The following is a 21,178-nucleotide window of genomic DNA, read 5'->3' on the forward strand; positions in this document are numbered from 1 at the left end:
CAGCCCATCCCGAACCCTCAGACGCCACTCACCGCGCCCACCCGCGGCCGCGCGCACCGAGTGGCGTCTCGGGGCTGAGATCCAGCCCATCCCGAACCCTCAGGCGCCACTCGCGGTCGTGGCGGCGGCTTCGCGGGCGGCCATGCGGGCGCGCTGGGGGATGACCACGTACTTGGGGTCCTTGGACGACGCCATCCCGGCGTCGAAGACACCGAAGCGCGTGAGCAGCGAACCGACTGCCAGCAGCACCCCGGAACCCACGGCTCCCCAGCGCTTGCCGCCGAGCACCGTTGCGCCGACCGCCCCCGCCGAGGTGCAGGCCTTGGCGATGCGCAGCAGCGTGCCGGCCCGGCCGATGTGGAAGGGCTCGCTGACGACGCCGTGGTCGTGCTCCACCTTGTGCATCGCGGCCAGCTCGACCGCGGCACCCACCACGGCGGCCTTCCGCGCCGGCGACGCCTGGTCGACCGGGGTGAAGACCATGCAGAGCCCACCCCCGGCAGCCAGCGCCGACCCGGTGAACACGAACGGCAGCTGATTGCCCGGCTCGTGCCACGAAGGTGTGGCGGTGTTGGCCAGCAGCACCGCGGTGTACGCCGCCATCGGTCCGCCGAACGCGGCCGCGCCGACGCTCGCCGTGCGGCGCAGGCCCGTGGAGCGCACCAGCTTCGGCAGCCAGCCACGCCCTCGCCGGACCGCCGGCACCTGGCCCAGCAGCGACAACGCCGCCGCACCGCCGGCTGCGGTGCTGAACGGCGACAGGATGTAGGAGCCCACGCTCAGCGGCGAGGTCGGCTTGAACACCCGCAGCATGTGCAGGAACCGCTCGGGCCGGCCCAGGTCGTGGATGAGGAACCCGACGCTGGCGATCGCCCCGCCACCGGCGATCAGGTGCGCGGCGCGGGCGAGCGCAGGACGGCCGGTGAACTCCGCACCCGCACCCAGCACGGCCGAGGAGCCCGCGGCGCCGCCGAGGAACAGGTACAGCGGGACGTCGGGGGTCTTCCAGACGGCAGACTTCACGATCTGCCGGCCGTAGTAGCTCTGGAACTCCGCGTCACCCACGGTCGGGTCGCCGTCGCGCGCACCACCCCGGCGACGCTTGCGCTTCTCGCGCTTCTGCGCCGACGGACCCTGCGCCCTCCGCCAACCACCGCCCGGGGTTGCGATGCCCGAGGTGCCGGGCCGGTGGTCCAGCGGGGCGTCGACGGCCTCGGCCGGCACCCCGGTGCGGCCCATCTCGGGCGTCTCGTCCGCGGGGACCTCGGATGCGTGCCGGCCGCTCACCGTCGCCGTCCCAGGAAGCCGCTCAGCGCCACGCCCACCAGCATCGCGGCTGCGCCCGCCGCGTGCCGCCACATCGAGGGCAGGTCGCGGGTGGTGACCACCGGGTCCGGCGGCAGGCCGTAGACCTCGGGCTCGTCGAGCAGCAGGAAGAACGCCCCCGCGCCGCCGACGCCGTCGTCCTCGTCCCGGCCGTAGAGCCGTGCCGTGGTCACGCCCTGCTCGGTCAGCGTCGCGAGGCGCGCGTCGGCGCGGGCCTGCAGCTCGTCGAGGTCACCGAACTGGATCGACTGGGTGGGGCACGCGGTGGCGCAGGCGGGCTGCAGACCGTCGGTGAGGCGGTCGTAGCACATCGTGCACTTGAAGACCTTGCCGTCGTCCTTGCGCTGGTCGATCACGCCGTACGGACAGGCCGGCACGCAGTAGCCGCAGCCGTTGCAGATGTCGTCCTGCACCACGACGGTGCCGAACTCGGTGCGGAACAGCGCACCGGTCGGGCAGACGTCGAGGCAGCCGGCGTGCGTGCAGTGCTTGCAGACGTCCGACGACATCAGCCAGCGGATCTCGCGGTCGCCCGACTGCGCCGTCTGCGGGTCGAAGCTCGACAACGCCTGCGCGTTCAGCACGCTGGCCTGGTCGATCGTGACGCCGTCGGCGTTCGCGTGCGACGGCGACTCACCGGACCCGCACGAACCCCCGCAGCCGCCGCCGGAACCGACGCCCTGGCCCGGCGCGGCCGGTGCGCCGATCGAGGGCAGCGGCAGGTCGACCGGCCGGGACTGCTCGACGAAGGCCACGTGCCGCCACGAGTTCGCCCCGAGCATGCCGGTGTTGTCGTAGCTCATCCCGGACAGGCCGAGGGCGTCGACGGTGCCGTCGGCGTCGTCCATCGGGAGCGTGTTCCACTCCTTGCAGGCCACCTCGCAGGCCTTGCACCCGATGCAGACGCTGGTGTCGGTGAAGAACCCGACCCGTGCCGGGTGGTCGGGCTCGTAGCCGGCCTCGCCGGTGACGTCGGGCAGCGGCCCGAACAGCCGGTTCTCGGGGTCGTTGCCGGTGAAGGCCGGGCTGGCGGAGCTGATCACGAGGTGCCCTCCGCGGTGTGGTCCGGTGCGCTCTGGGTGGTGTCGGCGCCGGAGTCCTCACCGGTCATGTTCGTCTCCTCGACCGGCGAGCGCCCGCCGACCGGCACCCGTCCGCTGGGTACCCCGGCGCGCTGCCGGTAGGACTCCACGAAGTCGACCAGCGCCGGACCCCGCGCGCGGCGGCCGGGCTGGATGTCGCAGGTGGCGACCTTGGACTCCTGGATGTGCACGTTGGGGTCCATCACCACGCCGAACAGGTCGTTGCCGCTGTCGCCGGTGGAGATGCCCTGCTCGCCCCAGTGGTACGGGACGCCGATCTGGTGCACGACCTTGCCGCCGCCGACCTTGAGGGGACGCATGCGTTCGGTGACCAGCACCTTGGCCTCGATCGCCGTGCGGGCGCTGACCAGCGTGGCCCAGCCGCCGTTCTCCAGCCCGCGCTCCTCGGCCAGCTGGGGGCTGACCTCGACGAAGAACTCGGGCTGCAGCTCGGCCAGGTAGGGCAGCGTGCGGCTCATGCCGCCGGCCGTGTGGTGCTCGGTCAGCCGGTACGTGGTGAACGCGTACGGGTAGACGTCGCTGGTCGGCGGGTTGCTCCGGTTCCAGGCCGCCTCGATGACCTCGCGCCCGGGGTTGGCCTGCTGCCGGTAGAGCAGGTTGGGCACCGGGGACTCGTCGGGCTCGTAGTGCGTCGGCAGCGGACCGTCGGCCAGGCCGGACGGCGCGAACAGCCAGGCCTTGCCGTCGTTCTGCATGATGAACGCGTCGGCACCGCTGATGCCGTCGGGACCCTTCGCGCCGGGCTCGGGACGGTAGGACGGCGGCTTGGTCGCCTCGAAGTCCGGGACGTCGTGACCCGTCCACCTCTGCGCGTCCTCGTCCCACCAGACGTAGGCCTTGCGCTCGCTCCACGGCTTGCCCTCGGGATCCGCGGACGCGCGGTTGTAGAGCGTGCGGCGGTTCGCCGGCCACGCCCAGCCCCACTCCGGGGCCACCCAGTTCTGCTCGCGCCCGGACTTGCGGCGGTCTGACTGGTTGACCTCGTCGGCGTAGACGCCGGTGTAGATCCAGCAGCCGGCGGTCGTCGTCCCGTCGTCCTTGAGCTCGGTGTAGCTGCTCAGGGCCTTGCCGTCGGGGCCGACGCCGTTGATCTCGCGCAGCACCGCCTCGGCCGACGGCTCGACCAGGGGCCCGTGGGTGGGGTAGTCCCAGGTCAGCGCCTGCAGGCCGGCATCACGCGGGTCGGTGGAGTCACGCAGCCGGTCGCGCAGGATCCGGCCCAGGTGGAAGTAGAACCACAGGTCGCTGCGGGCGTCGTCCGGCGGCTCGATCGCCTGGCGGTGCCACTGCAGCACGCGCTGGGTGTTGGTGAAGGTGCCTTCCTTCTCCGTGTGCGTGGCCGCCGGCATGAAGAAGACCTCGGTGCCGATGTCCTCGGTGACCAGCTCGCCGGTCTCGATCTCGGGCGCGGTCTTCCAGAAGGTGGCCGACTCGATCATCTGCAGGTCGCGGACGACGAGCCAGTCCAGGTTGGCCAGACCCAGGCGCTGCATCTTGCCGTTGGCGTGCCCGACCGCCGGGTTCTCGCCGACCAGGAAGTAGCCCGGGATCTTGCCCTGGATCATGTCGGCGACCTGGCGGTAGGAGCCGTGGTCACCGTTGATCTTGGGCAGGAGGTCGAAGCAGAAGTCGTTCTCCGCCGTCGCGGCGTCGCCGAACCAGGCCTTGAGCAGGCTGACCATGTAGGCGCGGGTGCCGCCCCAGAAACCGACCATCTGGTCGCCGACCTCGCAGAACTCGTCCAGCGAGGTGTGCTGGCCGGCGTGCGGCATCGGCAGGTAGCCCGGCAGCAGGTTGTACAGCGTCGGGATGTCGGTGGAGCCCTGGATGGAGGCGTGCCCGCGCAGGGCGAGGATGCCGCCGCCGGGCCGGCCCATGTTGCCCAGCAGCGCCTGGAGGATGCCGGCCGTGCGGATGTACTGGACGCCGACCGTGTGGTGGGTCCAGCCGACCGAGTAGACCCAGGCCGTCGTCCGCTCGCGGTTGCTGTTGGCGGTCACCGCGCGGGCGACGTCGAGGAACACCTCGGGCTCGATGCCGCAGATGTCGGCGACCATCTGCGGGGTGTAGCGGGCGAAGTGCCGCTTCATCACCTGGTAGACGCTGCGCGGGTGCTGCAGCGTCGGGTCGGTGGCCGGCTGGCCGATGCGCTCGGGGTGCTCGACGTCGGCCTCACCCGTCGCGCTGGGTTCGAACGCCCCCTCGAACTGCCACGACGCGTCGTCGTAGCTCTTGGAGTCGGCGTCCCAGCCGGAGAACAGGCCGTCCAGGTCCTCGGTGTCGACGAAGTCCTCGCCGACCAGGGACGACGCGTTGGTGTAGGCCAGCACGTAGTCGCGGAAGTCGAGCTCGTTGTCCAGGACGTAGCTGATCAGCCCGCCGAGGAACGCGATGTCGGTGCCCGCGCGCAGCGGCACGTGGGTGTCGGCCACCGCCGAGGTGCGCGTGAAGCGCGGGTCGATGTGGATGACCTTCGCCCCGCGCGCCTTCGCCTCCATCACCCACTGGAACCCGACCGGATGGCACTCGGCCATGTTCGAGCCCTCGATGACGATGCAGTCGGCGTTGACCAGGTCCTGCTGGAACCCGGTGGCCCCGCCGCGGCCGTACGTGGCACCCAGACCGGGCACCGTGGCGGAGTGCTATATGCGCGCCTGGTTCTCGATCTGGATCGCGCCCATGGCGCTGTACAGCTTCTTCATCAGGTAGTTCTCTTCGTTGTCCAGCGTCGCGCCGCCGAGGCTGGCGATCCCCATCGTGCGGTTGACGCGCTGGTCGCCGTCGAACTCCTGCCAGCCCTTCTCGCGGGCGGCCATGACCCGGTCGGCGATCATCTCCATCGCCTCGTCGAGGGCGAGGTCCTCCCACTCGGTGCCGTGCGGACGGCGGTACTTCACCGTCGTCACCCGGCTCGGCGAGGTGACCAGCGACTTGCTCGCGCTGCCCTTCGGGCACAGCCGGCCGCGGCTGATCGGCGAGTCCGGGTCGCCCTCGATCTGCACGATCTGCTCGTCCTTGACGAACACCCGCTGCCCGCAGCCCACCGCGCAGTACGGGCAGATGGACTTGACCACGCGGTCGGCGGTCGCCGTGCGGCTGGTCACCTGCTCCGTCTTCCTGCTCCGGGCAGCCTGCCCCCGGCCGAGCGGATCGCTGCCGGTGAGCTGCCGGAACACCGGCCAGGAGTCGAGCCAGGTCTTCACCCGGCCGATGGTGCCACCGCTGCACGCCCGGCGCCCTCCCGGCCCGGCGGATCAGCGGGCGGGACGGCGGGCCAGCAGGACCAGGGCCACCATCGCCAGCACCCACCCGACCAGCACCGGGACGTCGCCGGCGTGCAGACCGTGGCTGTAGGTCACCGGGAGGACGACGGGACCGTCCGTCTCGTAGGGCCCAGTCACCAGCTGCACCGCGAAGACCGTGAGCACCAGGGCGACGACACCGGCACACACCCAGGTCCGCATCGCCGCACGGTACGTCCGATCCGCGTCCGTCGGGGGTCGGGGCACCGGTCCCTCGTCGCCCCACGAGTCACCACGCGCCCCTCCTGCCGCGTGTCGGCGCGACACGCCCGGACGGACTGTTCCCAGTCGCCTCCGGAGTGTCACCATCTCCGCCGACTGGGTGTCGTCGGAGGCACCCGCACGGGGAAGGGACCACGGTGGACGATCACTCGATCACGCCTCGCCGCGCGTTGCCACCGGTGCCGCCTCCGGGCCGGCAGTCCGGGACGGCCACGCTGACACCCCCGGCGCCGCCCGCGCTGGACCACACGAGCTGGTTCGACCCGCTGGACCCGATGAACGACTCCGCGGTGCACACCGGCCTGACGGTCCTGGACCCGCTGGACGACGGCACCGCCGCCAAGGCCGCCCGCGACCTGATCCGCGAGTCCGGCCGGCAGCCGGTGCTCGACCAGGCCCTGCTCGAGGCGCTCGACGCCGCCGCCAAGGCCGCCGCGGCCCGACGCGCGGTCACCATCGCCGTCCCGGTCACCGCCGAGACCCCCGCGGTCGCCCTGCCCCCGACCACCGTTGCGTCGCCCGCCGCGGTGGTCGCCTCCGCGCCGGTCGCCGTCCCCACCCCGGCGGAGACGGTCGTCGCCGAGACCGTCGAGCCGGTGCTCGACGTCTCCGCCGAGTTCGCCCGGCACGACGACCTGGTCGAGACCGGCCGGCACGCGTCCGTGGACGACGGGTGGGAGTACGACAGCACCCGCTACGCACCGGTCCCCGACACCGGCCGGCACCTCGCCGTCCAGGCCGACGACGACCACGAGGACGCCACCGGGACCGGCACCCCGCTGACCCACCGCACCGTCGTGACCCGCTCCTCCGGCCGCCGCTGGATCCCCGCGGGGGTCGGCGTGGGCGTGGTCGCCATCGTCGGCGCCGTGCTGCTGACCAGCGGTTTCGGGGCCGATGCCAGCTCCACCAGCACCGACGAGGCGGCCCGCACCGGCACCAGCAGCACCGGGTCCGCCACCCCGGCCGCGACCACCCCGGCGCAGCCCACCTCGGGCATGGGCACGATCGACCTCTCCGGACCGGTGGTCGTCGACACCGAGGACGCCGGCCAGCCCACGGCGAGCACCGCACGCAGCACGGCCGCCGTCCAGCCCCAGGTGGCCGCCCCGCCGGCGGCCCGCACGAGCTCCAGCGCCCCGGCGGTGTCCGGCAGCGGCTCCGGCACCGGCACGGGGAGCGGCACCGGCAGCAGCGGGAACACCGGCACCGGCGGCGGCAGCACGGCCACCACCCCGGCCACCCTCACCGCCTCGACCACGGTGCCCACGACCGCGCCGACGACGACCACCGAGTCCACCGGCACCGAGGCGGGCGGGAGCACCACCACCACCGGCTGAGCGAGACCGCCCGTCACCAGAGCGGGTGACGTGGGCGGCGCAGGTCTGGAGACGGAGCAGTCGCGCCCCGGAGGCTGAGCGGGTCCACCGCCGCCGTCCCCGGAGTGCCGCATGCCCCACCCCCACGCGCCGGCGGTGACCGGGTGAACCCGGAGGCCGCGGGCTGGCTGGTCGCCGCGCTGCTCGGGCTGGCCCAGGCCGCCCTCCTGGTGGACCGTCGGCAGCTGCTGCGCGACCGCCGGCGGCTGCACACCGGCCGTGCCGCGGCCGACCGGATCGCTGCGGACCCCACCGCCACCACGGTCAGCTGCTGCTGCACGCCCCGGACGGGCCCGGCCCGCTGACGGTCGCCCTCGTGCCGCCTTCGCTGTCCGTAGTTGTTCCACAACCCATGTGAGCGCAATCATTTACGGCGTGTCGGAGTGGACACGCCGATTTGGACTGGTCCGTCACGCACTGCGGTCACTACGTTCCATCTCCGTCAGCAGCGAATGACACGCATGCAATTCACGGGGGACGACAGTGGGCGGACATCGGCACGAGGCCGTGGGCGGCCGGCACGCCGAGCACGAGACGGTCGAGCGGCCCCTGGTCGACGCCCCCGTGCTGCCCGTCCCGCGCACGCCGCGCACCGGCCCCGCCACCGGCTCCCGGGGTCCCGCGACCGGCTCCCGCGGCCCGGCCACCGGCTCGCGCGGCCCGGCCACCGGCTCCCGGCGGGCGCCCGGGCGTCGCCGGCACTGGGTGCCCATCGCGCTGGCCATCTGGATCGCCAGCTTCCTCGCCGTCCCGGCCGCCGTCCTGGTGCACGAGGCCGTGACCGGTGACGACACCCCGGTCGTCGAGGCCGGCGAGACCCACGACGAGAGCGGCACCGGCAGCGCACCCGCCGCCGGCGACGCCGGTCAGCCCGCCGCCGACCCCGCCGCGCCCGGCGCCCACGCCACCTCGGCCGGCAGCGGCCACCAGGACGACCCCGCGGTCGCCGGTGCGGTCGACCCCGGCGATCCCGCCGCCGAGGTGGTCCAGGGCCAGGTGGTGGTGCCCGGCACCGCCGTCACGGGGGGCACCCCCGCCGCGGCCTCCTCCGCCGGCACCGCGGTCGTCCCCGTCGGCGGCGGGGGCAACGTCGCCGCGGCCTCCACCAGCAGCAAGCCCACCAGCAGCAAGCCGACCAGCGACAGCCCCGCCCCGGTCAGCAGCTCACCGGCCCCCGAGCCCGTGGTCGAGGAGCCGCCGGCCGAGGCCGCCAACCCCGGGCTCGCCGCGCAGGACGCCGTCACCCCCTGACGACCGCCCGGGCACGGGCCCGGGAACGCCTGCGGGAACCGCGCCGTCAGCGGTCGGCGAGCTCGCGCTGCAGCGCGGTGTCCACCTCGACCCGTACGCGGTCGTTCCGCTCGGCCGTGCGCAGCGCGCCGCCGATCCACAGCCCCGCCACGCACGCGAGGGCCAACCACACGAAGGGGAGCCAGAGCCACATCATCGGGACCTCGCCGGGAACTGCTGGGACAGTGCAGGCAACGTACTGGTGAACGCACGGTTCCCCACCCCCCTGCCCGCGAAACGCCGGGACCCGATCTCCTCCATGGGGTGAGTTCCGACCGGCGCCCTCAACACCGGCGCCGCGGCGACCGACCAGCACCGTGTGAACCCCGAGGTCCCCGGCGCCCCCCCGATGCGCGCGACGCCCCGTCGCGTCGCCGTCGGGGCGGTGCTGCTGTGCCTGGGCATCGCCGTCTCGGCGACCTGGCCGGCCCCCGCGAGCGACATCGGGGTGGCGGCCTGCGCGGTCGTGGCCTTCCTCGGCGCAGCGGCCTGGGCCCTCCCGGCGGCCCGGCGCAGCAGCCACCCCGCCGTGTGGGGCTGGTACGTCGTCGGGTTGGTCGTCGCCGGCGCGGGGGCCGCACTGGCCCTGCACGTGCCCGGCTCCGTCGTCCCCATGACCATGGGCGCGCTGCCGGGTCTGCTGCTCACGGTGCTGCCGCTGCTCAGGCTCATCCCCGTCGGCACCTGGCGGCAGCTGCGGGGCCAGCTGGTCAGCTCGCTCCTGCTGTTCCTGGTCTCCTGCCTGCTCTGCGCGCTGGCGGCCTTCGAGCTGGTCAGCGGGCGCGAGCTGACCCTGGACACCGCCTTCGACGCGACCCTGGTGACCACCGGGATCACCCTCGCCCTGCTGATCGCGATGGGGCTGCTGGTCGTGTCCAGCACCGCCGGCGAGCTGCGCCGGGTCGCCGTGCTGGCCCTGTTCGGCCAGGTCGCGATCAACCTGGCCCTGGTGCTGATGGCCTTCTCCGACGAGGCCCACGGCACCACACCCCCGCTGGTGATGACCGCGGTCTGCGCCACCGTCGGGCTGAGCCTGCTGCTGTCGGCGGCCCTGCTGGACACCGCACCGCCCACCGCGTCGCCGGCGGACACCCCGCCCTCGCTGGTGGCCGCCCTGCTCCCCCACCTCACCGCCCTGGGCGGCGGGTTGCTGCTCCTGCTCGGCGTCCTGGTCCACGACCGGCTCGGTCTGACCCAGACCGCGCTGGCCGGTCTGGGCCTGGTGCTCCTCGTCGTCCTGCAGACCGTCTCCTGGCGCGACGGGCGTGACCTCACCCGCCGGCTGCAGCGCAGCGAGGCCTACTTCCGCGCGGTCGTCCGCTCCGCCGTCGACCCGGTGGTCATCCTGGACGGCCAGCTCACCATCACCTGGACCTCCCCGGGCATGGGCGACATCCTGGGCCGCGAGCCCGGGCGGCTGACCGGCCGGGACGTCCGGGTCGCCGTCCACCCCGACGACCGGGCCGCGCTCACCGCCGCCCTGCTCACCCCGCAGACCGACCGCGGCGACCGCACGACCACCGCCCGGGTGCGCCGGGAGGACGGCACGTGGCGGCTCGTGCAGGGCGTCGTCCGCGACCTGCGCCAGGACCCCGACGTCGGGGCCCTGGTGCTCTACTGCCGCGACATCACCCGCACCGACCCGCCGGCGCAGGCCGACGCCGGTCTCCGCGCCGCCGTCGGGGGAACCGACCCCGACACCGGACTGCCCGACCGCAGCGCCCTGGTCGCCGACCTCGCCGGGGTCGTCGCGGCCGGCGCCCGCTCCGCTGTGGTCAAGGTCTGGGTCACCGGGCTGGCCGACGCCCACCGCGGCACCGCAGCGCCGGCGGACGTCGTGGCCGAGGTCGCCGGGCGCTTCTCCCGCGTGCTGCGCACCGGCGACCGGCTGTTCCGCACCGGGCCGCAGGAGTTCGCCGTGCTGCTGGAGGGCACGATCAGCGACGCCGAGACGCTGGCCCACCGGCTGGTGTCCACCGTCGGCGCCGACGTCCCGGTCCTGGGTCTGCGGCTGTCGGCGTCCGCCGGCGCCACCGCCGTCGAGGCCGAGGACCACGAGCCGGTCCAGGTGCTCCGCCGCGCGGCGATGGCCATGGCCAGCGCCCGCACGGCCGGCCCCGGTCGGGTCCGCCGGCACTCGGTGGCCGCCCTCATCGCCGCCAACCGGCAGGAGGCGCTGCGCGCCGACCTGTCCCGCGCCCTGGACCGGGGTGAGCTGCGGCTGGTCTACCAACCGGTCGTCGACCTCGCCCTGCAGCGCGCCGGGTCGGTCGAGGCGCTGCTGCGCTGGCAGCACCCCGTGTGGGGCGCCATCTCCCCGGCCGAGTTCATCCCGCTGGCCGAGGAATCGACCCTGGTCACCACCCTGGGCCGCTGGATCCTGCACACCGCCACCGCGGCGATCGCCGCGCTGGACCGGCCCGACCTGTCCGTGGCGGTCAACGTGGCTGCCCGGCACGTGCGCAGCGGCCAGCTGCTCGCCGACGTCCGCGACGCCCTCGCCGCCAGCGGTCTGCCCGGCGACCGGCTGGTCCTGGAGCTCACCGAGTCGGTGCTGCTGGACGAGGCGCACGTGACCGACGACCTCGAGGCGCTGCGCCGGCTCGGCGTCCGCATCGCGGTCGACGACTTCGGCACCGGGTGGTCCTCGCTGGCCTACCTGGTGGGCCTGCCCATCGACGTCCTCAAGATGGACCGCCAGTTCCTGGCGTCGGTCGAGTCCGGTCCCCGCCACCAGGCGCTGTGCCGCTCGGTCCTGCACCTGGGCACCAGCCTGGACATGGACGTCGTCGTCGAGGGCGTGGAGACCGCGCGCGAGCTCCAGCTGCTGCGCGACATGGGGCACCGGTTCGTGCAAGGCTTCCTCCTCGCCCGGCCCACCGAGCTCGAGCGGCTGGAGGCGACCCTGGACACCATCCCGGTCGCCCTCCTCGCCGGGGCCGCCGACGACGTCCGGGAGGTCGCGCTGTGAGGGGCGCCGTCCGCACCAGCGCGCTCAGCGTGCTGGTCGGTCTGCTCGCCCTCGTTCCGGCCCTGGCGCTCACCCCGCCGTCGGGCACCGGGTTCCAGCCCGACAACCTGCTGCTGGGGGTGCTCGCCGGGGTCGGCGCCGTCCGCGGGTTCCGGGCCACCCGGGGCATGACGGGCCGGACGGCGCTGACCTGGCGGCTGATGGCCGGGGCCGGGGCGCTGTTCTCCCTCGCCAGCCTGATCACCGGCAGCGGTGCGGCCGGTTCGTTCGGCGTCGCCGGTGTCGGCGACCTGCTGCTGGTCGCCGTCCTGTGCATCCCGCTGCTGGTCTGCGCCCTGCTGGCCGGCCAGGTGCGCACCTCGGGCTGGTCCACGCTCCTGGTGGACGCCGGCACGGTGGTGCTGGCGCTCTCGGTGGTCGCCGACGTGTTCGTGCTGAGCGCCCCCGGTCTGACGCACCCGCCGACCGCGCTGGTCGTGGGCTACACCGGGTACGCCGTCCTCGCCGTCGGTCTCGCGGGGGCGCTGTGCACGGCCACGACCCGCGAGCTGCAGGGGTCCGCGACCGCCGTGGTGGGCGCGACCGTGCTGATCGCCGCGGCCGTGGCGATGCTCGCCGTGGGCATCGACCGGCCGGTCCTGCTCTGGCAGGCCCTGGGAGACGTGGCCTGCGTGCTCTGCTTCGAGGCCGGCGTCGTCGCCGTCCTGCTGTCGCCGCGGCACCCGTCGGCCCCCGACGACGTCGTCGCCCGCAGCCCCCGGGTCAACCCGGCCGGCCTGCTGATCACCGTCGCGGCCACGTTCGGCCTGCCGGTGGCGCTGCTGGTGGCCCTGGCCCGGGGTCAGGCGATCGGCCCCTGGTCGACCTTCGCGGTGTCCGCCGTCGTCGTCCTGCTCCTCGTGCGCAGCACCCTGCGGATCCGCACCAGCACCCGGCTGGTCGAGGACCTGGTGCGCAACGAGGAGGACTTCCGCGACCTCGTCGAGGGCAGCACCGACGGCGTCGTGATCCTCGACGAGGACCTCCGGCTGCGCTTCGCCTCCCCCGCTGCCCGGGGCCTGCTCGGCCTGCCCGCCGGCCCGGACGGCGTCGATCGCGGCCTGCTCGACCTCCTCCTCGCCGAGGACCGCGACGAGGTCGCCCGCCGGCTCGCCGAGGGCGGTGCCGCCACCCTGCACCTGCGGGTGCCGGGCACCGACCGGCCCACCGAGCTCGAGGTCACCCAGCCCGAGCGCCGCAGCCACGGCCGGCGGGTGCTGCACCTGCGCGACGTCACCGTCCGGCTGCGCCGCGAGCGGGAGCTCGAGCGGATGGCCTACACCGACCACCTCACCCGGCTCCCCAACCGCGCGCTGCTGTTCCAGGAGCTCGCCGGACCCGCCGCCGAGCGCTGCCTGCTGGTCGTCGACCTGGACGGGTTCAAGGCGGTCAACGACGTCGCCGGCCACGAGGCCGGCGACCAGCTGCTGGTCGACGTCGCCCGGCGGCTGCGCACCGTCGTCCGCGACCAGGACGTCGTGTGCCGGCTGGGTGGCGACGAGTTCGCCGTGGTCGTCGAGGGCACGCTCACCGAGGCCCGCGAGGCGGCCCAGCGGGTGGTCGACATCCTGGCCCTGCCGCACCGGACCGGCGGCTTCACCTTCGCCATCGGCGCCAGCGTCGGCCTCGCCGAGGTGCACGCCGGTGGCAGCCAGCTGGCCTTCCGCCAGGCCGACACGGCGCTGCGGGCGGCCAAGCGGGCCGGCAAGGGCTGCGTCCGGGTGTGGGCGGACGACGCCGACACCGGGGACGCCGGCGGCTCCGTGACCACCGCCCTCGCCACCGGGCAGGTGGTGCTGCGCTGCAGCATCGCCGGGCAGCAGGACCAGCCGCTGCGCGCGGTGCACGTCGAGGCGTTCTGGGCGCACCCGTCGGGTGCACTGCTGCCCCCGGCCGAGCTGTGGGCGGCGGCCGGCCGGCAGGGCGCCGCGGCAGCCCTGCAGAGCTGGGTGCTGACCGAGGCGACCCGCCAGCTGGCCGACCTGCCCGAGCTGGCCCTCCTGGCCCTCGACCTGCCGGCCGGCCACGTGCAGGCCGACCGGCTCGTCGACGACGTCCTCGGGGCGCTCGCCGCCTCCGGCCTGCCCGCCGCCCGGCTCTCGCTGGCCCTCACCGAGGAGGCCATCCTCACCGGCACCGCCGAGCTCGTGCCGGCCCTGCACGAGCTGCGCGCCCACGGGGTGCGGCTGTGCCTGGACGACTTCGGCCTCGGCCAGACCCTGTACGCCCACGTCGCCCGGGTGCCGTTCACCAGCGTGCGGATCGACGTCTCCGCCCTCGGCGGCCGCGGCGACACCGAGCAGACGACCACCGTGGTGCGGGCGATCGTCGCCAGCGCCGAGGTGCTCGGGCTCACCACCGTCGCCCACGGCGTCGACCCCGGTCCGCTGCTGGACGCCGTCCTGGCCTGCGGGGTCCGCATGGTGCGCACCCGCGCCGACCTGCGGCACGTCCCCGTCGAGCGCGCCAGGGAGGAGCTCGGGGCCCCGGCGGCCGACGTGCGGATACTGACCGGGTGACCCTGTCGTTCCTCGGGCACTCCACCGCCCGGGTCGAGCTCGCCGGGCGGACGGTGCTCACCGATCCCCTGCTCACCGGCCGGGTCGGCCCGCTGCGCCGGGTGGCCCCACCGCTGGCCCCCGAGAGCTGGGCCGGCGTCGACCTCGTGCTGCTCAGCCACCTGCACGGCGACCACCTGCACCTGCCCTCGCTGCGGCTGCTCGGCCGGGGCACCACGGTCGTCGTCCCCCGCGGGGCCGGGTCGTGGCTGCGCGCCGCGGGGTTCACCGCGGTCGTGGAGCTGGCCCCCGGCGAGGTGCACACCGACGGCGGCCTGACCGTCACCGGCACCCCGGCCGTGCACAGCGGCCACCGCTGGGGCCCGCGCTCCACCCACGGCCCCGACGCCGCCGCCATGGGGCACCTGATCAACGGCGACGGCGTCACCGTCTACGCCGCCGGCGACACCGACGTCTTCCCGGGCATGACCGACCTCGGCCCCGTGGACGTCGCGCTGCTGCCGGTCTGGGGCTGGGGCACCACGCTGGGCCCCGGCCACATGGACCCCGCGGGCGCGGCGCTGGCCTGCTCGTTGCTGCACCCCCGCTACGCCGTCCCGGTGCACTGGGGCACGCTCGCGCTGCCCGGGGTCGCCCGCACGCGGCGCATGCGCTCGCTGCTGGTCGAGCCGCCGCGCCGGTTCGCCGCCGACGTCGCGGCCGCCGGCCTGCCCACCACCGTGCTGGTCACCGAGCCCGGCCACCCCGTCGACCTGCCGTCGACCTGGACGACGCGATGAGCGTGCTCGCCTCGGGGTGGACCGACAGCAGCTCCCTGGGCTACCCGGTGCTGTTCGGCGGCGTCCTGCTGGGCTCGATCGTGCCGGTCGTGCCCACCGGTCCGCTGCTCTCGGTCGCCGCCGCCGTCGCGATGACCACCGACCGGCTCGACATCGCCGTCGTGCTGCTGCTGGCCACCCTCGGCGCCTTCGTCGGCGACGTCGTCACGTTCTCGGTCGCGCGGTTCGGCGGCCCGGCCGCGGTGCGGTGGGTCTCCCGCGGCCAGCACGCGGGGCGGCTCGAGGAGGTCCGCGACCAGTTCCGGGCGCACGGCTGGCAGATCGTCGTGGTCGGCCGGCTGCTGCCCGCCGGCCGCATCCCGGTGCTGGTGGCCGCCGGCGCGCTGGCCTACCCGTGGCGGCGGCTGCTGCCCGCCTCGTTCGGCGCCGCCGCGCTGTGGGCGGTCGCCTACGCGCTGCTCGGCGTGGTCAGCGGCGGCATCTTCGACAACCCGCTGGTCGCCACCCTGGTGGCCACCGGCCTCGTGCTGGTCGTCGGGCTGGTGTCCAACCTGGTCGCCGCCCGGCGCCGGAAGAGCAAGCAGGAGAAGTCGTGAGCGACCCCGAACGCCCGGCCGGCCGGGTCCTCACCGGCGGCCGGCTGGTCGCCCGGGTGGTGCTGGTCTGGGGGCTGGCCACCGGGGCCCTGCTGCTGCTGGACCGCTGGCTGACCGGGTTCGCGATGACCGGGTGGTGGCAGCCGCCGGTGGCCGCCCTGCTGCTCGGCGTGCTCGCCGGGGTGGTCTGGCCGCTGCTCATGCGGGTCGCGCTGCCGCTGGCGTTCTTCACCCTCGGCCTGGGCGGCTTCCTCGTGCTCGGCGCCGGGGTGCTGGGCATCTTCTACGCCATCCCCGGGGTCGTGGTCACCTCCTTCCGGACCAGCGTCGTCGTCGCGGTCTCCATGGCCGGGGTGGCCGCGGTGATCAGCAGCCTGCTGGCCGTCGACGAGGACGAGCTGTTCTTCCGCCGCGCCCGCCGCAAGGACGTCGCCGCGGCCGCCTCGGACGTCCCCGGCGTGCTGTTCCTGCAGATCGACGGCCTGGGCTTCGCCACCGCGCAGCGCGCCGTCCGCGACGGCACGATGCCCACGCTGGCCGCCTGGCTGCGCGAGGGCAGCCACGAGCTGACCTCGTGGCACACCGACTGGAGCTCGCAGACCGGGGCGAGCGTCTGCGGCATCCTGCACGGCTCCAACCACGACATCATCGGGTTCCGCTGGTACGAGAAGGACCGCGACAAGGTCGTGGCCGTCTCCCACCCGGAGGACGCCGCCCTCGTCGAGACCCGGCACAGCGACGGCCACGGCCTGCTCTCCGGGGACGGCGCCGGCCGCGGCAACCTGTTCACCGGCGACGCCCGGCACGTCTCGTTGACCATGAGCTCCCTGGCCGTCGTCGTCCCCAAGGGGGCGCGGCGGGACCGGCGCGGGCGCGACCGGGTGGGCGCCGGCTACTACGCCTACTTCGCCAACCCGGTGAACGCCCTGCGCACGCTGGTGGCCTCCCTGGTCGACGTCGGCCGCGAGCTCAGCGCGGCCGGCAAGCAGCGGCGGGCCGACGTCCGCCCGCGGATCGACCGCGGCGGGCTGTACCCGCTGGCCCGCCCGGGGACGACGGTGATCGCCCGCGACGTCGTCGTGGCCGCCCTCCTCGAGGACATGCTGGCCGGACGGCCCGTGGCCTACGCCGACTTCCTGGGCTACGACGAGGTCGCCCACCACTCGGGCATCGAGCGGTTCGACACCCTCGAGGTGCTGCGCTCGATCGACCAGCAGATCGGCCGGCTCCGGCGGGCCACGCAGCTGGCCCCCCGGCCCTACCACCTGGTGTGCCTCTCGGACCACGGCCAGACCCAGGGCGAGAACTTCGCCAACCGGTTCGGCGAGACCGTCGAGCAGCTGGTCGGCCGCCTCTGCTCCCGCCCCCCGGTGATCAGGTCACCTGATCACCGGGGTCCCGACCACACCAACGGTGGTGAGGACGGCGCACCATCGGTGAGGACGGCGGGGCCCCCGCAGCGGCAGAAGGCGACCGAGGGGTGGCAGGTGGGGGCCGCACTGGCCGAGGCCGCCAGCGGGCCGGGGATGGTCGCCCGCCGACTGCGCGACCGGGTCGAGCGGGCCGGGTCCGCCGAGCACACCCCCCGCGACACCGCCGGCGCCCCGGGCAAGGTCGCCCGCGTGGCCCCCGGCGTGGTCTGCGTGGTCAGCGGCCACACCGCCATGGTCTCGTTCACCGACCTGCCCGGCCGGGTGCCCATCGAGGAGATCGAGCGGCGCTGGCCGGCCCTGCTGCCCGCCCTGGTCGACCACCCCGGCGTCGGGTTCCTGCTGGTGCACTCCGAGGAGTTCGGGCCGGTCGTGCTCGGCCGCGACGGCCTGCACCGGCTGGACTCCGGCGTCGTCATCGGCGAGGACCCGCTGGCCCCCTACGGCGAGCACGCGGCCCGGCTGGTGGCCCGCACGTCGACCTTCCCGCACTGCGCCGACGTGATGGTCAACAGCCGGATCGACCCCGCCACCGAGGAGGCCTCGGCCTTCGAGCCGCACGTCGGGTCGCACGGCGGGCTGGGCGGACCCCAGCAGCACGGGTTCCTCACCTACCCGGCGTCCTTCGCCGACCCCGGCGAGATCGTGGGTGCCGAGCACCTGCACCGCGTGCTGCACGGCTGGCTGACCGACCTGGGCCACCCCGACCCCCGGGCCGCGCGCTCAAGCTCTGCGGACGCGGTGTCGATCACCGAGGGGTGACCCTGCTCGAGCACCCCGCCCTGGCGCCCGCCGACGCGCCCGCGCGGCGTGCCCGGCCCGACGGCAGCGCGCCCACCTGGCTGCTGCTGATCGCCACCACCGACCCGGACCGGGCCGGCGCGGCCCTGCGCCGGGAGACCCGTGCCCGCGACCTGCTCACCCGGGACGGAGACGACGTCGTCGTCCACGTCACCGCCTCCCCCGCCGACCTGGACGCCGTGGCCGACCGGCTGCTGACCGTGGTCGAGCGGGCCACCGGGCGCCCGGCCGCCGCCGGGCTGTGCCTGGTCGGGGGCGACCGCACCGACGACGAGGTGCTGCGGCGGGCCCGTGCCGGGCTCCGTGTCGCCTGGTCCTGCGGGGGCAGCCGGGTCGTCCGGCACCCCTGATCATCACCGCCGTGTTTCCGCCACCGGGCCGGTCGTGAAGATCGTGTGAACCCGGTCCCGCCGGGGCGACACGGGGCGCAGGCGTGGCTGACAGTGGGCGGCATGCGACCCGACGCCGGAGCCTGGTTCGAGCACCGCACCACGTCCGCCACCTCGCTGGCGGAGATCGACGTCCCCGGTCTGCTCGCGGCCAAGCGCCGTGGCGGCCACCGGGTGAGCGTCGTCCTGCCCGCGCGCAACGAGGCGGCCACCGTCGGGGGCCTGGTCGCCGACCTGGTGGCCCGCTGGGTGGTCGACGTGCCGCTGGTCGACGAGGTCGTGGTGATGGACTCCGACTCCACCGACGACACCGCGGCGATCGCCCGGGCCGCCGGCGCCGAGGTCGTGGCCACCGCCGACGTGCTGCCCGCCCAGGGCAGCCGGCCCGGCAAGGGCGAGGCGCTGTGGAAGTCGCTGGCCGCCACCACCGGTGACCTCGTGGTGTTCCTGGACTCCGACCTGCTCAACGACGTCTCGCACTACGTGCCCGGCCTGCTCACCCCGCTGCTCACCGACCGCCGGGTCTCCTACGTCAAGGGCTGCTACACCCGGCCGCTGAGCGTCGACGGCCAGGTGCGGGCGGCCGGCGGGGGCCGGGTCACCGAGCTGACCGCGCGCCCGCTGATCAACGCGCTGTGGCCCGAGCTGGCCGGGTTCGTGCAGCCGCTGGGCGGGGAGTACGCGGGACGCCGCAGCGCCCTGGAGCAGGTCCCGTTCGTCTCCGGCTACGGCGTCGAGGTCGGGTTGCTGGTCGACCTGCTGCAGGTGTGCGGCCTGCCCGGGCTCGCCCAGGTCGACCTCGGCACCCGGGTGCACTCGCACCAGACCGACGAGGCCCTCGGCGTGATGGCCGGCCAGATCGTGTCGACGGTCCTGGCCCGGGCCAAGCGCGGCAGCAGCGACCGGCACCGGGCCGCGCCCGGGGGCCTGCTCACCCAGTTCGCGCACGACGGCGAGGGCTTCGTGCCCACCAGCATCCCGGTGGCCGTCGACCAGCGCCCCCCGATGATCGCCGTCCGCGAGTACGCCGAACGCGTCGCCTGACCCTCCCCTCCCGGCGGCCGGCCCCCTCGTGGGGCAGGATCGTCGGGTGACTCCCGCCAGCCAGACCGACGGGTCCCCCGCCCCTCCCCAGCCGCCGAGCCTGGTGTCGCGGTGCCCGGGGTGCGGTGCCGTGCTGGCTGCGGTGCCGGGTCTGGAGGCCCGGCACCCCGGGGCCTCCCCCGCCTGCACCCGGCTGTTCGACGTCACCGTGCGCGGGCTGCGCGACGAGGCGCCCAGCGACCTGCGTGCGGCGAACCTGGTGGAGCTGGCCGGCACCGCCTACGACGCCCAGCACACCCCCGACGCCGCCGCCCTGCACCGGCTGCGCGACGCCCTGGGCGAGGGCGCCCGCCGCCCCGTGCGGAGCTCCCGGCCCGAGCTCTGGCGCACCACCATCGCCGACGTGGCGGCCGATCTGGACGTCGTCGACCTCCCGGTGCTGCTGCGCTCGTGGGCGCAGGCGGTGTCCGCGGACTGGGCGGGCGAAGCGCCCGCCTGACGCGAGCAGTCCGGGTCAACCCGTTCGAGCCCGCACGTGCCTACTCTCTGGTGCATGCCCGAGCAGGCCCGCCACGCGATGAGGAAGGCCCGGACGAGGGTCGAGGTGCGCCGCGCCGCCCAGCGGCTGTTCGCCGAGCGGCCCTTCGACGAGGTGACCGTGGCCGACATCGCGGCCGCGGCGGAGGTCGCCGTGCAGACGGTGTTCAACCACTTCGCGACGAAGGAGGACCTCTACTTCGCCGACCGGGTGCCGTGGGTCGCCGGCCCCGCGACGGCGGTGACCGACCGGAGCCCGGGCACCGGGGCGATGACCACCGCGACCGCGTGGCTGGTGCACCACGTCTCGTCGGTGCCGCTGCTGCTCCGCCGGCCGTCCTACCGCACCTACCTCGAGACCATCCTGGCCAGCCCCGCGCTGCGGGTGCACCAGCGCGAGCTGCTCCGCGAGGCCGAGGACCGGCTGACCACGGCGCTGCACCGCACCTGGGCCGCCGAGCTGGGCGACGTCCCCGGGCTGCGGTTGGGCGCCGGCATGACCAGCGGCCTGCTGGTCGCCGGTGCGCGTGTGGTGCTCGACGAGCAGTGGCGTCAGCTGTCCGGCGTGCCCGACGGGGCACGCGAGCTCCCGCAGCTGATCGCCGAGCTGCGCGCCGCCTCGCGCGTGGCCATCGAGTGCGTGCACGGCGGCTTCCCGCAGGCCGCCGACCGGGCCGGCGGTTCCGAGGCGCTGCGGGCGATCCTCCGGCTGGAGGAGGGGCGGCCGGCCGACGAGCGGGCCGCCCGCACCACCCGGCCCCGGATGACCCGCGAGCGTCAGGAGTCGGAGACCACCGGGAGCAGCACGGTGTCGACGAGGTCGGCGACCTCGGCGTCGGTCATCGGCACGGCGAAGGCCGTGTAGCGCTCCCACCACAGCGCCTGCACCAGGGTGCAGAGCAGGTCGAGCCGGTGCGCGGGGACCGGGCGCCCCCGCCCGGCCGACCGATTCGCGAGGTCGGCGAGGACGGCACCCAGCGGGGTGACCACGGCCTCGTGCAGGCCGGCGCGGAGGTCGTCGTCGTGCCGGGCGGCGCCGACCAGGCTGGCGGTGGCGCGCTCGTGCTTGTCCAGCGGGCGGGTCCAGGGCTGCAGCAGGGCGACCAGGTCGTCGCGCAGCGACCCGTGGTCGGCCGGGCGGGGCACCAGGTCGAAACCGCCCACCGCGTGCCGCACCAGTGCCGACATCGTGGGCCAGCGGCGGTAGATGCCGGCCTTGCCCGCGCGGGCCCGGGCCGCGACCCGGTCGCTGTTGAGCCGCCCCCAGCCCTCGTCGGCCAGGATGTCGACCGCCACGGCCACCAGCTGCTCGGACAACTCGGCGCTGAGGGGCCGGCCGGGGGACCTCGACCCCTGCCGCGCGGTCAGGTCGGTGCTCGTCACGCCCGCATCCTGCCCGGTGGAGTGGATCCACCACAACGACCGACACGATGGCGTGACCGTGCGTCACA

The 21,178-nt window shown here is 75.0% G+C and carries 19 protein-coding genes; 12 read left to right on the forward strand and 7 right to left on the reverse strand.

Annotated elements, in window-relative coordinates; all coding sequences use genetic code 11:
• Positions 1 to 99: 99 nt before the first annotated feature.
• The 5 genes from nrfD to BLS67_RS14595 are packed head-to-tail and all read right to left on the reverse strand — an operon-like array spanning position 100 to position 5,893.
• On the reverse strand, positions 100 to 1,287 hold the full coding sequence (gene nrfD / locus BLS67_RS14575) for an NrfD/PsrC family molybdoenzyme membrane anchor subunit (RefSeq protein ID WP_242654098.1): 1,188 nt from the start codon (positions 1,285 to 1,287) through the stop codon (positions 100 to 102).
• Positions 1,284 to 2,369 (reverse strand): 4Fe-4S dicluster domain-containing protein, encoded by a 1,086-nt coding sequence (locus tag BLS67_RS14580; RefSeq protein ID WP_207500608.1) that lies wholly within the window; start codon positions 2,367 to 2,369, stop codon positions 1,284 to 1,286. Before BLS67_RS14580 ends, nrfD begins: the two co-directional genes overlap by 4 nt.
• Entirely contained in the window at positions 2,366 to 5,059 is a 2,694-nt protein-coding gene (gene fdh, locus BLS67_RS14585; protein WP_091246519.1) for a formate dehydrogenase, read from the reverse strand. The genes BLS67_RS14580 and fdh overlap by 4 nt, the downstream gene beginning before the upstream one ends.
• Positions 5,060 to 5,071: 12 nt before the next feature.
• Positions 5,072 to 5,632, reverse strand: coding sequence for a dehydrogenase (locus BLS67_RS25060; RefSeq protein WP_091246520.1), 561 nt, complete (start codon positions 5,630 to 5,632; stop codon positions 5,072 to 5,074).
• 51 nt (positions 5,633 to 5,683) lie between these two features.
• On the reverse strand, positions 5,684 to 5,893 hold the full coding sequence (locus BLS67_RS14595) for a hypothetical protein (RefSeq protein ID WP_091246522.1): 210 nt from the start codon (positions 5,891 to 5,893) through the stop codon (positions 5,684 to 5,686).
• A gap of 239 nt (positions 5,894 to 6,132) precedes the next feature.
• Here BLS67_RS14595 and BLS67_RS14600 point away from each other — a divergent pair, with 239 nt between their 5' ends.
• From BLS67_RS14600 to BLS67_RS14610, 3 genes are all read left to right on the forward strand, one after another.
• The gene (locus tag BLS67_RS14600; protein WP_091246524.1) at positions 6,133 to 7,293 is read left to right on the forward strand and encodes a hypothetical protein; all 1,161 of its coding nucleotides are present in this window, start codon (positions 6,133 to 6,135) and stop codon (positions 7,291 to 7,293) included.
• Positions 7,294 to 7,436: 143 nt separating this feature from the next.
• On the forward strand, positions 7,437 to 7,637 hold the full coding sequence (locus BLS67_RS14605) for a hypothetical protein (RefSeq protein WP_091246526.1): 201 nt from the start codon (positions 7,437 to 7,439) through the stop codon (positions 7,635 to 7,637).
• 202 nt (positions 7,638 to 7,839) lie between these two features.
• A complete protein-coding gene (locus BLS67_RS14610; RefSeq protein ID WP_091246529.1) occupies positions 7,840 to 8,583 on the forward strand; it encodes a hypothetical protein in 744 nt (247 codons plus the stop codon).
• Positions 8,584 to 8,629: 46 nt separating this feature from the next.
• On the opposite strand, the gene BLS67_RS23845 is transcribed toward BLS67_RS14610, so the two are convergent.
• The gene (locus BLS67_RS23845; RefSeq protein WP_165617603.1) at positions 8,630 to 8,776 is read right to left on the reverse strand and encodes a hypothetical protein; all 147 of its coding nucleotides are present in this window, start codon (positions 8,774 to 8,776) and stop codon (positions 8,630 to 8,632) included.
• Positions 8,777 to 8,941: 165 nt separating this feature from the next.
• Between BLS67_RS23845 and BLS67_RS14615 the strand changes: the two genes are divergently transcribed.
• The 9 genes from BLS67_RS14615 to BLS67_RS23850 all read left to right on the forward strand — a co-directional run bounded on the left by BLS67_RS14615 (position 8,942) and on the right by BLS67_RS23850 (position 20,592).
• The gene (locus BLS67_RS14615; RefSeq protein WP_091246532.1) at positions 8,942 to 11,593 is read left to right on the forward strand and encodes a putative bifunctional diguanylate cyclase/phosphodiesterase; all 2,652 of its coding nucleotides are present in this window, start codon (positions 8,942 to 8,944) and stop codon (positions 11,591 to 11,593) included.
• Positions 11,590 to 14,151 (forward strand): diguanylate cyclase domain-containing protein, encoded by a 2,562-nt coding sequence (locus tag BLS67_RS14620; protein ID WP_091246534.1) that lies wholly within the window; start codon positions 11,590 to 11,592, stop codon positions 14,149 to 14,151. Before BLS67_RS14615 ends, BLS67_RS14620 begins: the two co-directional genes overlap by 4 nt.
• Positions 14,148 to 14,930 carry an MBL fold metallo-hydrolase gene (locus BLS67_RS14625; RefSeq protein WP_207500610.1) on the forward strand — a complete coding sequence of 261 codons (783 nt, stop codon included), beginning with the start codon at positions 14,148 to 14,150 and terminating at the stop codon, positions 14,928 to 14,930. The genes BLS67_RS14620 and BLS67_RS14625 overlap by 4 nt, the downstream gene beginning before the upstream one ends.
• Positions 14,927 to 15,526 (forward strand): DedA family protein, encoded by a 600-nt coding sequence (locus BLS67_RS14630; RefSeq protein ID WP_091246535.1) that lies wholly within the window; start codon positions 14,927 to 14,929, stop codon positions 15,524 to 15,526. The genes BLS67_RS14625 and BLS67_RS14630 overlap by 4 nt, the downstream gene beginning before the upstream one ends.
• Positions 15,523 to 17,718, forward strand: coding sequence for a phage holin family protein (locus BLS67_RS14635; protein WP_091246537.1), 2,196 nt, complete (start codon positions 15,523 to 15,525; stop codon positions 17,716 to 17,718). The genes BLS67_RS14630 and BLS67_RS14635 overlap by 4 nt, the downstream gene beginning before the upstream one ends.
• Positions 17,715 to 18,107, forward strand: a complete 393-nt coding sequence (locus BLS67_RS14640) for a hypothetical protein (RefSeq protein ID WP_091246538.1) — start codon at positions 17,715 to 17,717, stop codon at positions 18,105 to 18,107. The genes BLS67_RS14635 and BLS67_RS14640 overlap by 4 nt, the downstream gene beginning before the upstream one ends.
• Positions 18,108 to 18,209: 102 nt before the next feature.
• Positions 18,210 to 19,190: a glucosyl-3-phosphoglycerate synthase gene (locus BLS67_RS14645; protein ID WP_091246540.1), complete on the forward strand. Its 981-nt coding sequence runs from the start codon at positions 18,210 to 18,212 to the stop codon at positions 19,188 to 19,190.
• Between the two features lie 103 nt (positions 19,191 to 19,293).
• Positions 19,294 to 19,689 (forward strand): DUF5946 family protein, encoded by a 396-nt coding sequence (locus tag BLS67_RS14650; protein ID WP_423221509.1) that lies wholly within the window; start codon positions 19,294 to 19,296, stop codon positions 19,687 to 19,689.
• 54 nt (positions 19,690 to 19,743) lie between these two features.
• Positions 19,744 to 20,592: a TetR family transcriptional regulator gene (locus tag BLS67_RS23850; protein ID WP_091246543.1), complete on the forward strand. Its 849-nt coding sequence runs from the start codon at positions 19,744 to 19,746 to the stop codon at positions 20,590 to 20,592.
• Here BLS67_RS23850 and BLS67_RS14660 read toward each other — a convergent pair.
• On the reverse strand, positions 20,505 to 21,110 hold the full coding sequence (locus BLS67_RS14660; protein WP_242654099.1) for a TetR-like C-terminal domain-containing protein: 606 nt from the start codon (positions 21,108 to 21,110) through the stop codon (positions 20,505 to 20,507). The genes BLS67_RS23850 and BLS67_RS14660 overlap by 88 nt on opposite strands.
• Between the last annotated feature and the right edge of the window lie 68 nt (positions 21,111 to 21,178).

The sequence above is a fragment of the Klenkia soli genome, assembly GCF_900103975.1.
Lineage (GTDB): Bacteria > Actinomycetota > Actinomycetes > Mycobacteriales > Geodermatophilaceae > Klenkia > Klenkia soli.

What these genes read in the sequence shown, in the direction of transcription:
- BLS67_RS14595 (WP_091246522.1), bottom strand. Translation starts at nt 5,893, where the DNA reads ATGCGGACCTGGGTGTGTGCCGGTGTCGTCGCCCTGGTGCTCACGGTC.
- BLS67_RS23845 (WP_165617603.1), bottom strand. Translation starts at nt 8,776, where the DNA reads ATGTGGCTCTGGCTCCCCTTCGTGTGGTTGGCCCTCGCGTGCGTGGCG.
- BLS67_RS23850 (WP_091246543.1), top strand. Translation starts at nt 19,744, where the DNA reads ATGCCCGAGCAGGCCCGCCACGCGATGAGGAAGGCCCGGACGAGGGTC.
- BLS67_RS14630 (WP_091246535.1), top strand. Translation starts at nt 14,927, where the DNA reads ATGAGCGTGCTCGCCTCGGGGTGGACCGACAGCAGCTCCCTGGGCTAC.
- BLS67_RS14645 (WP_091246540.1), top strand. Translation starts at nt 18,210, where the DNA reads ATGCGACCCGACGCCGGAGCCTGGTTCGAGCACCGCACCACGTCCGCC.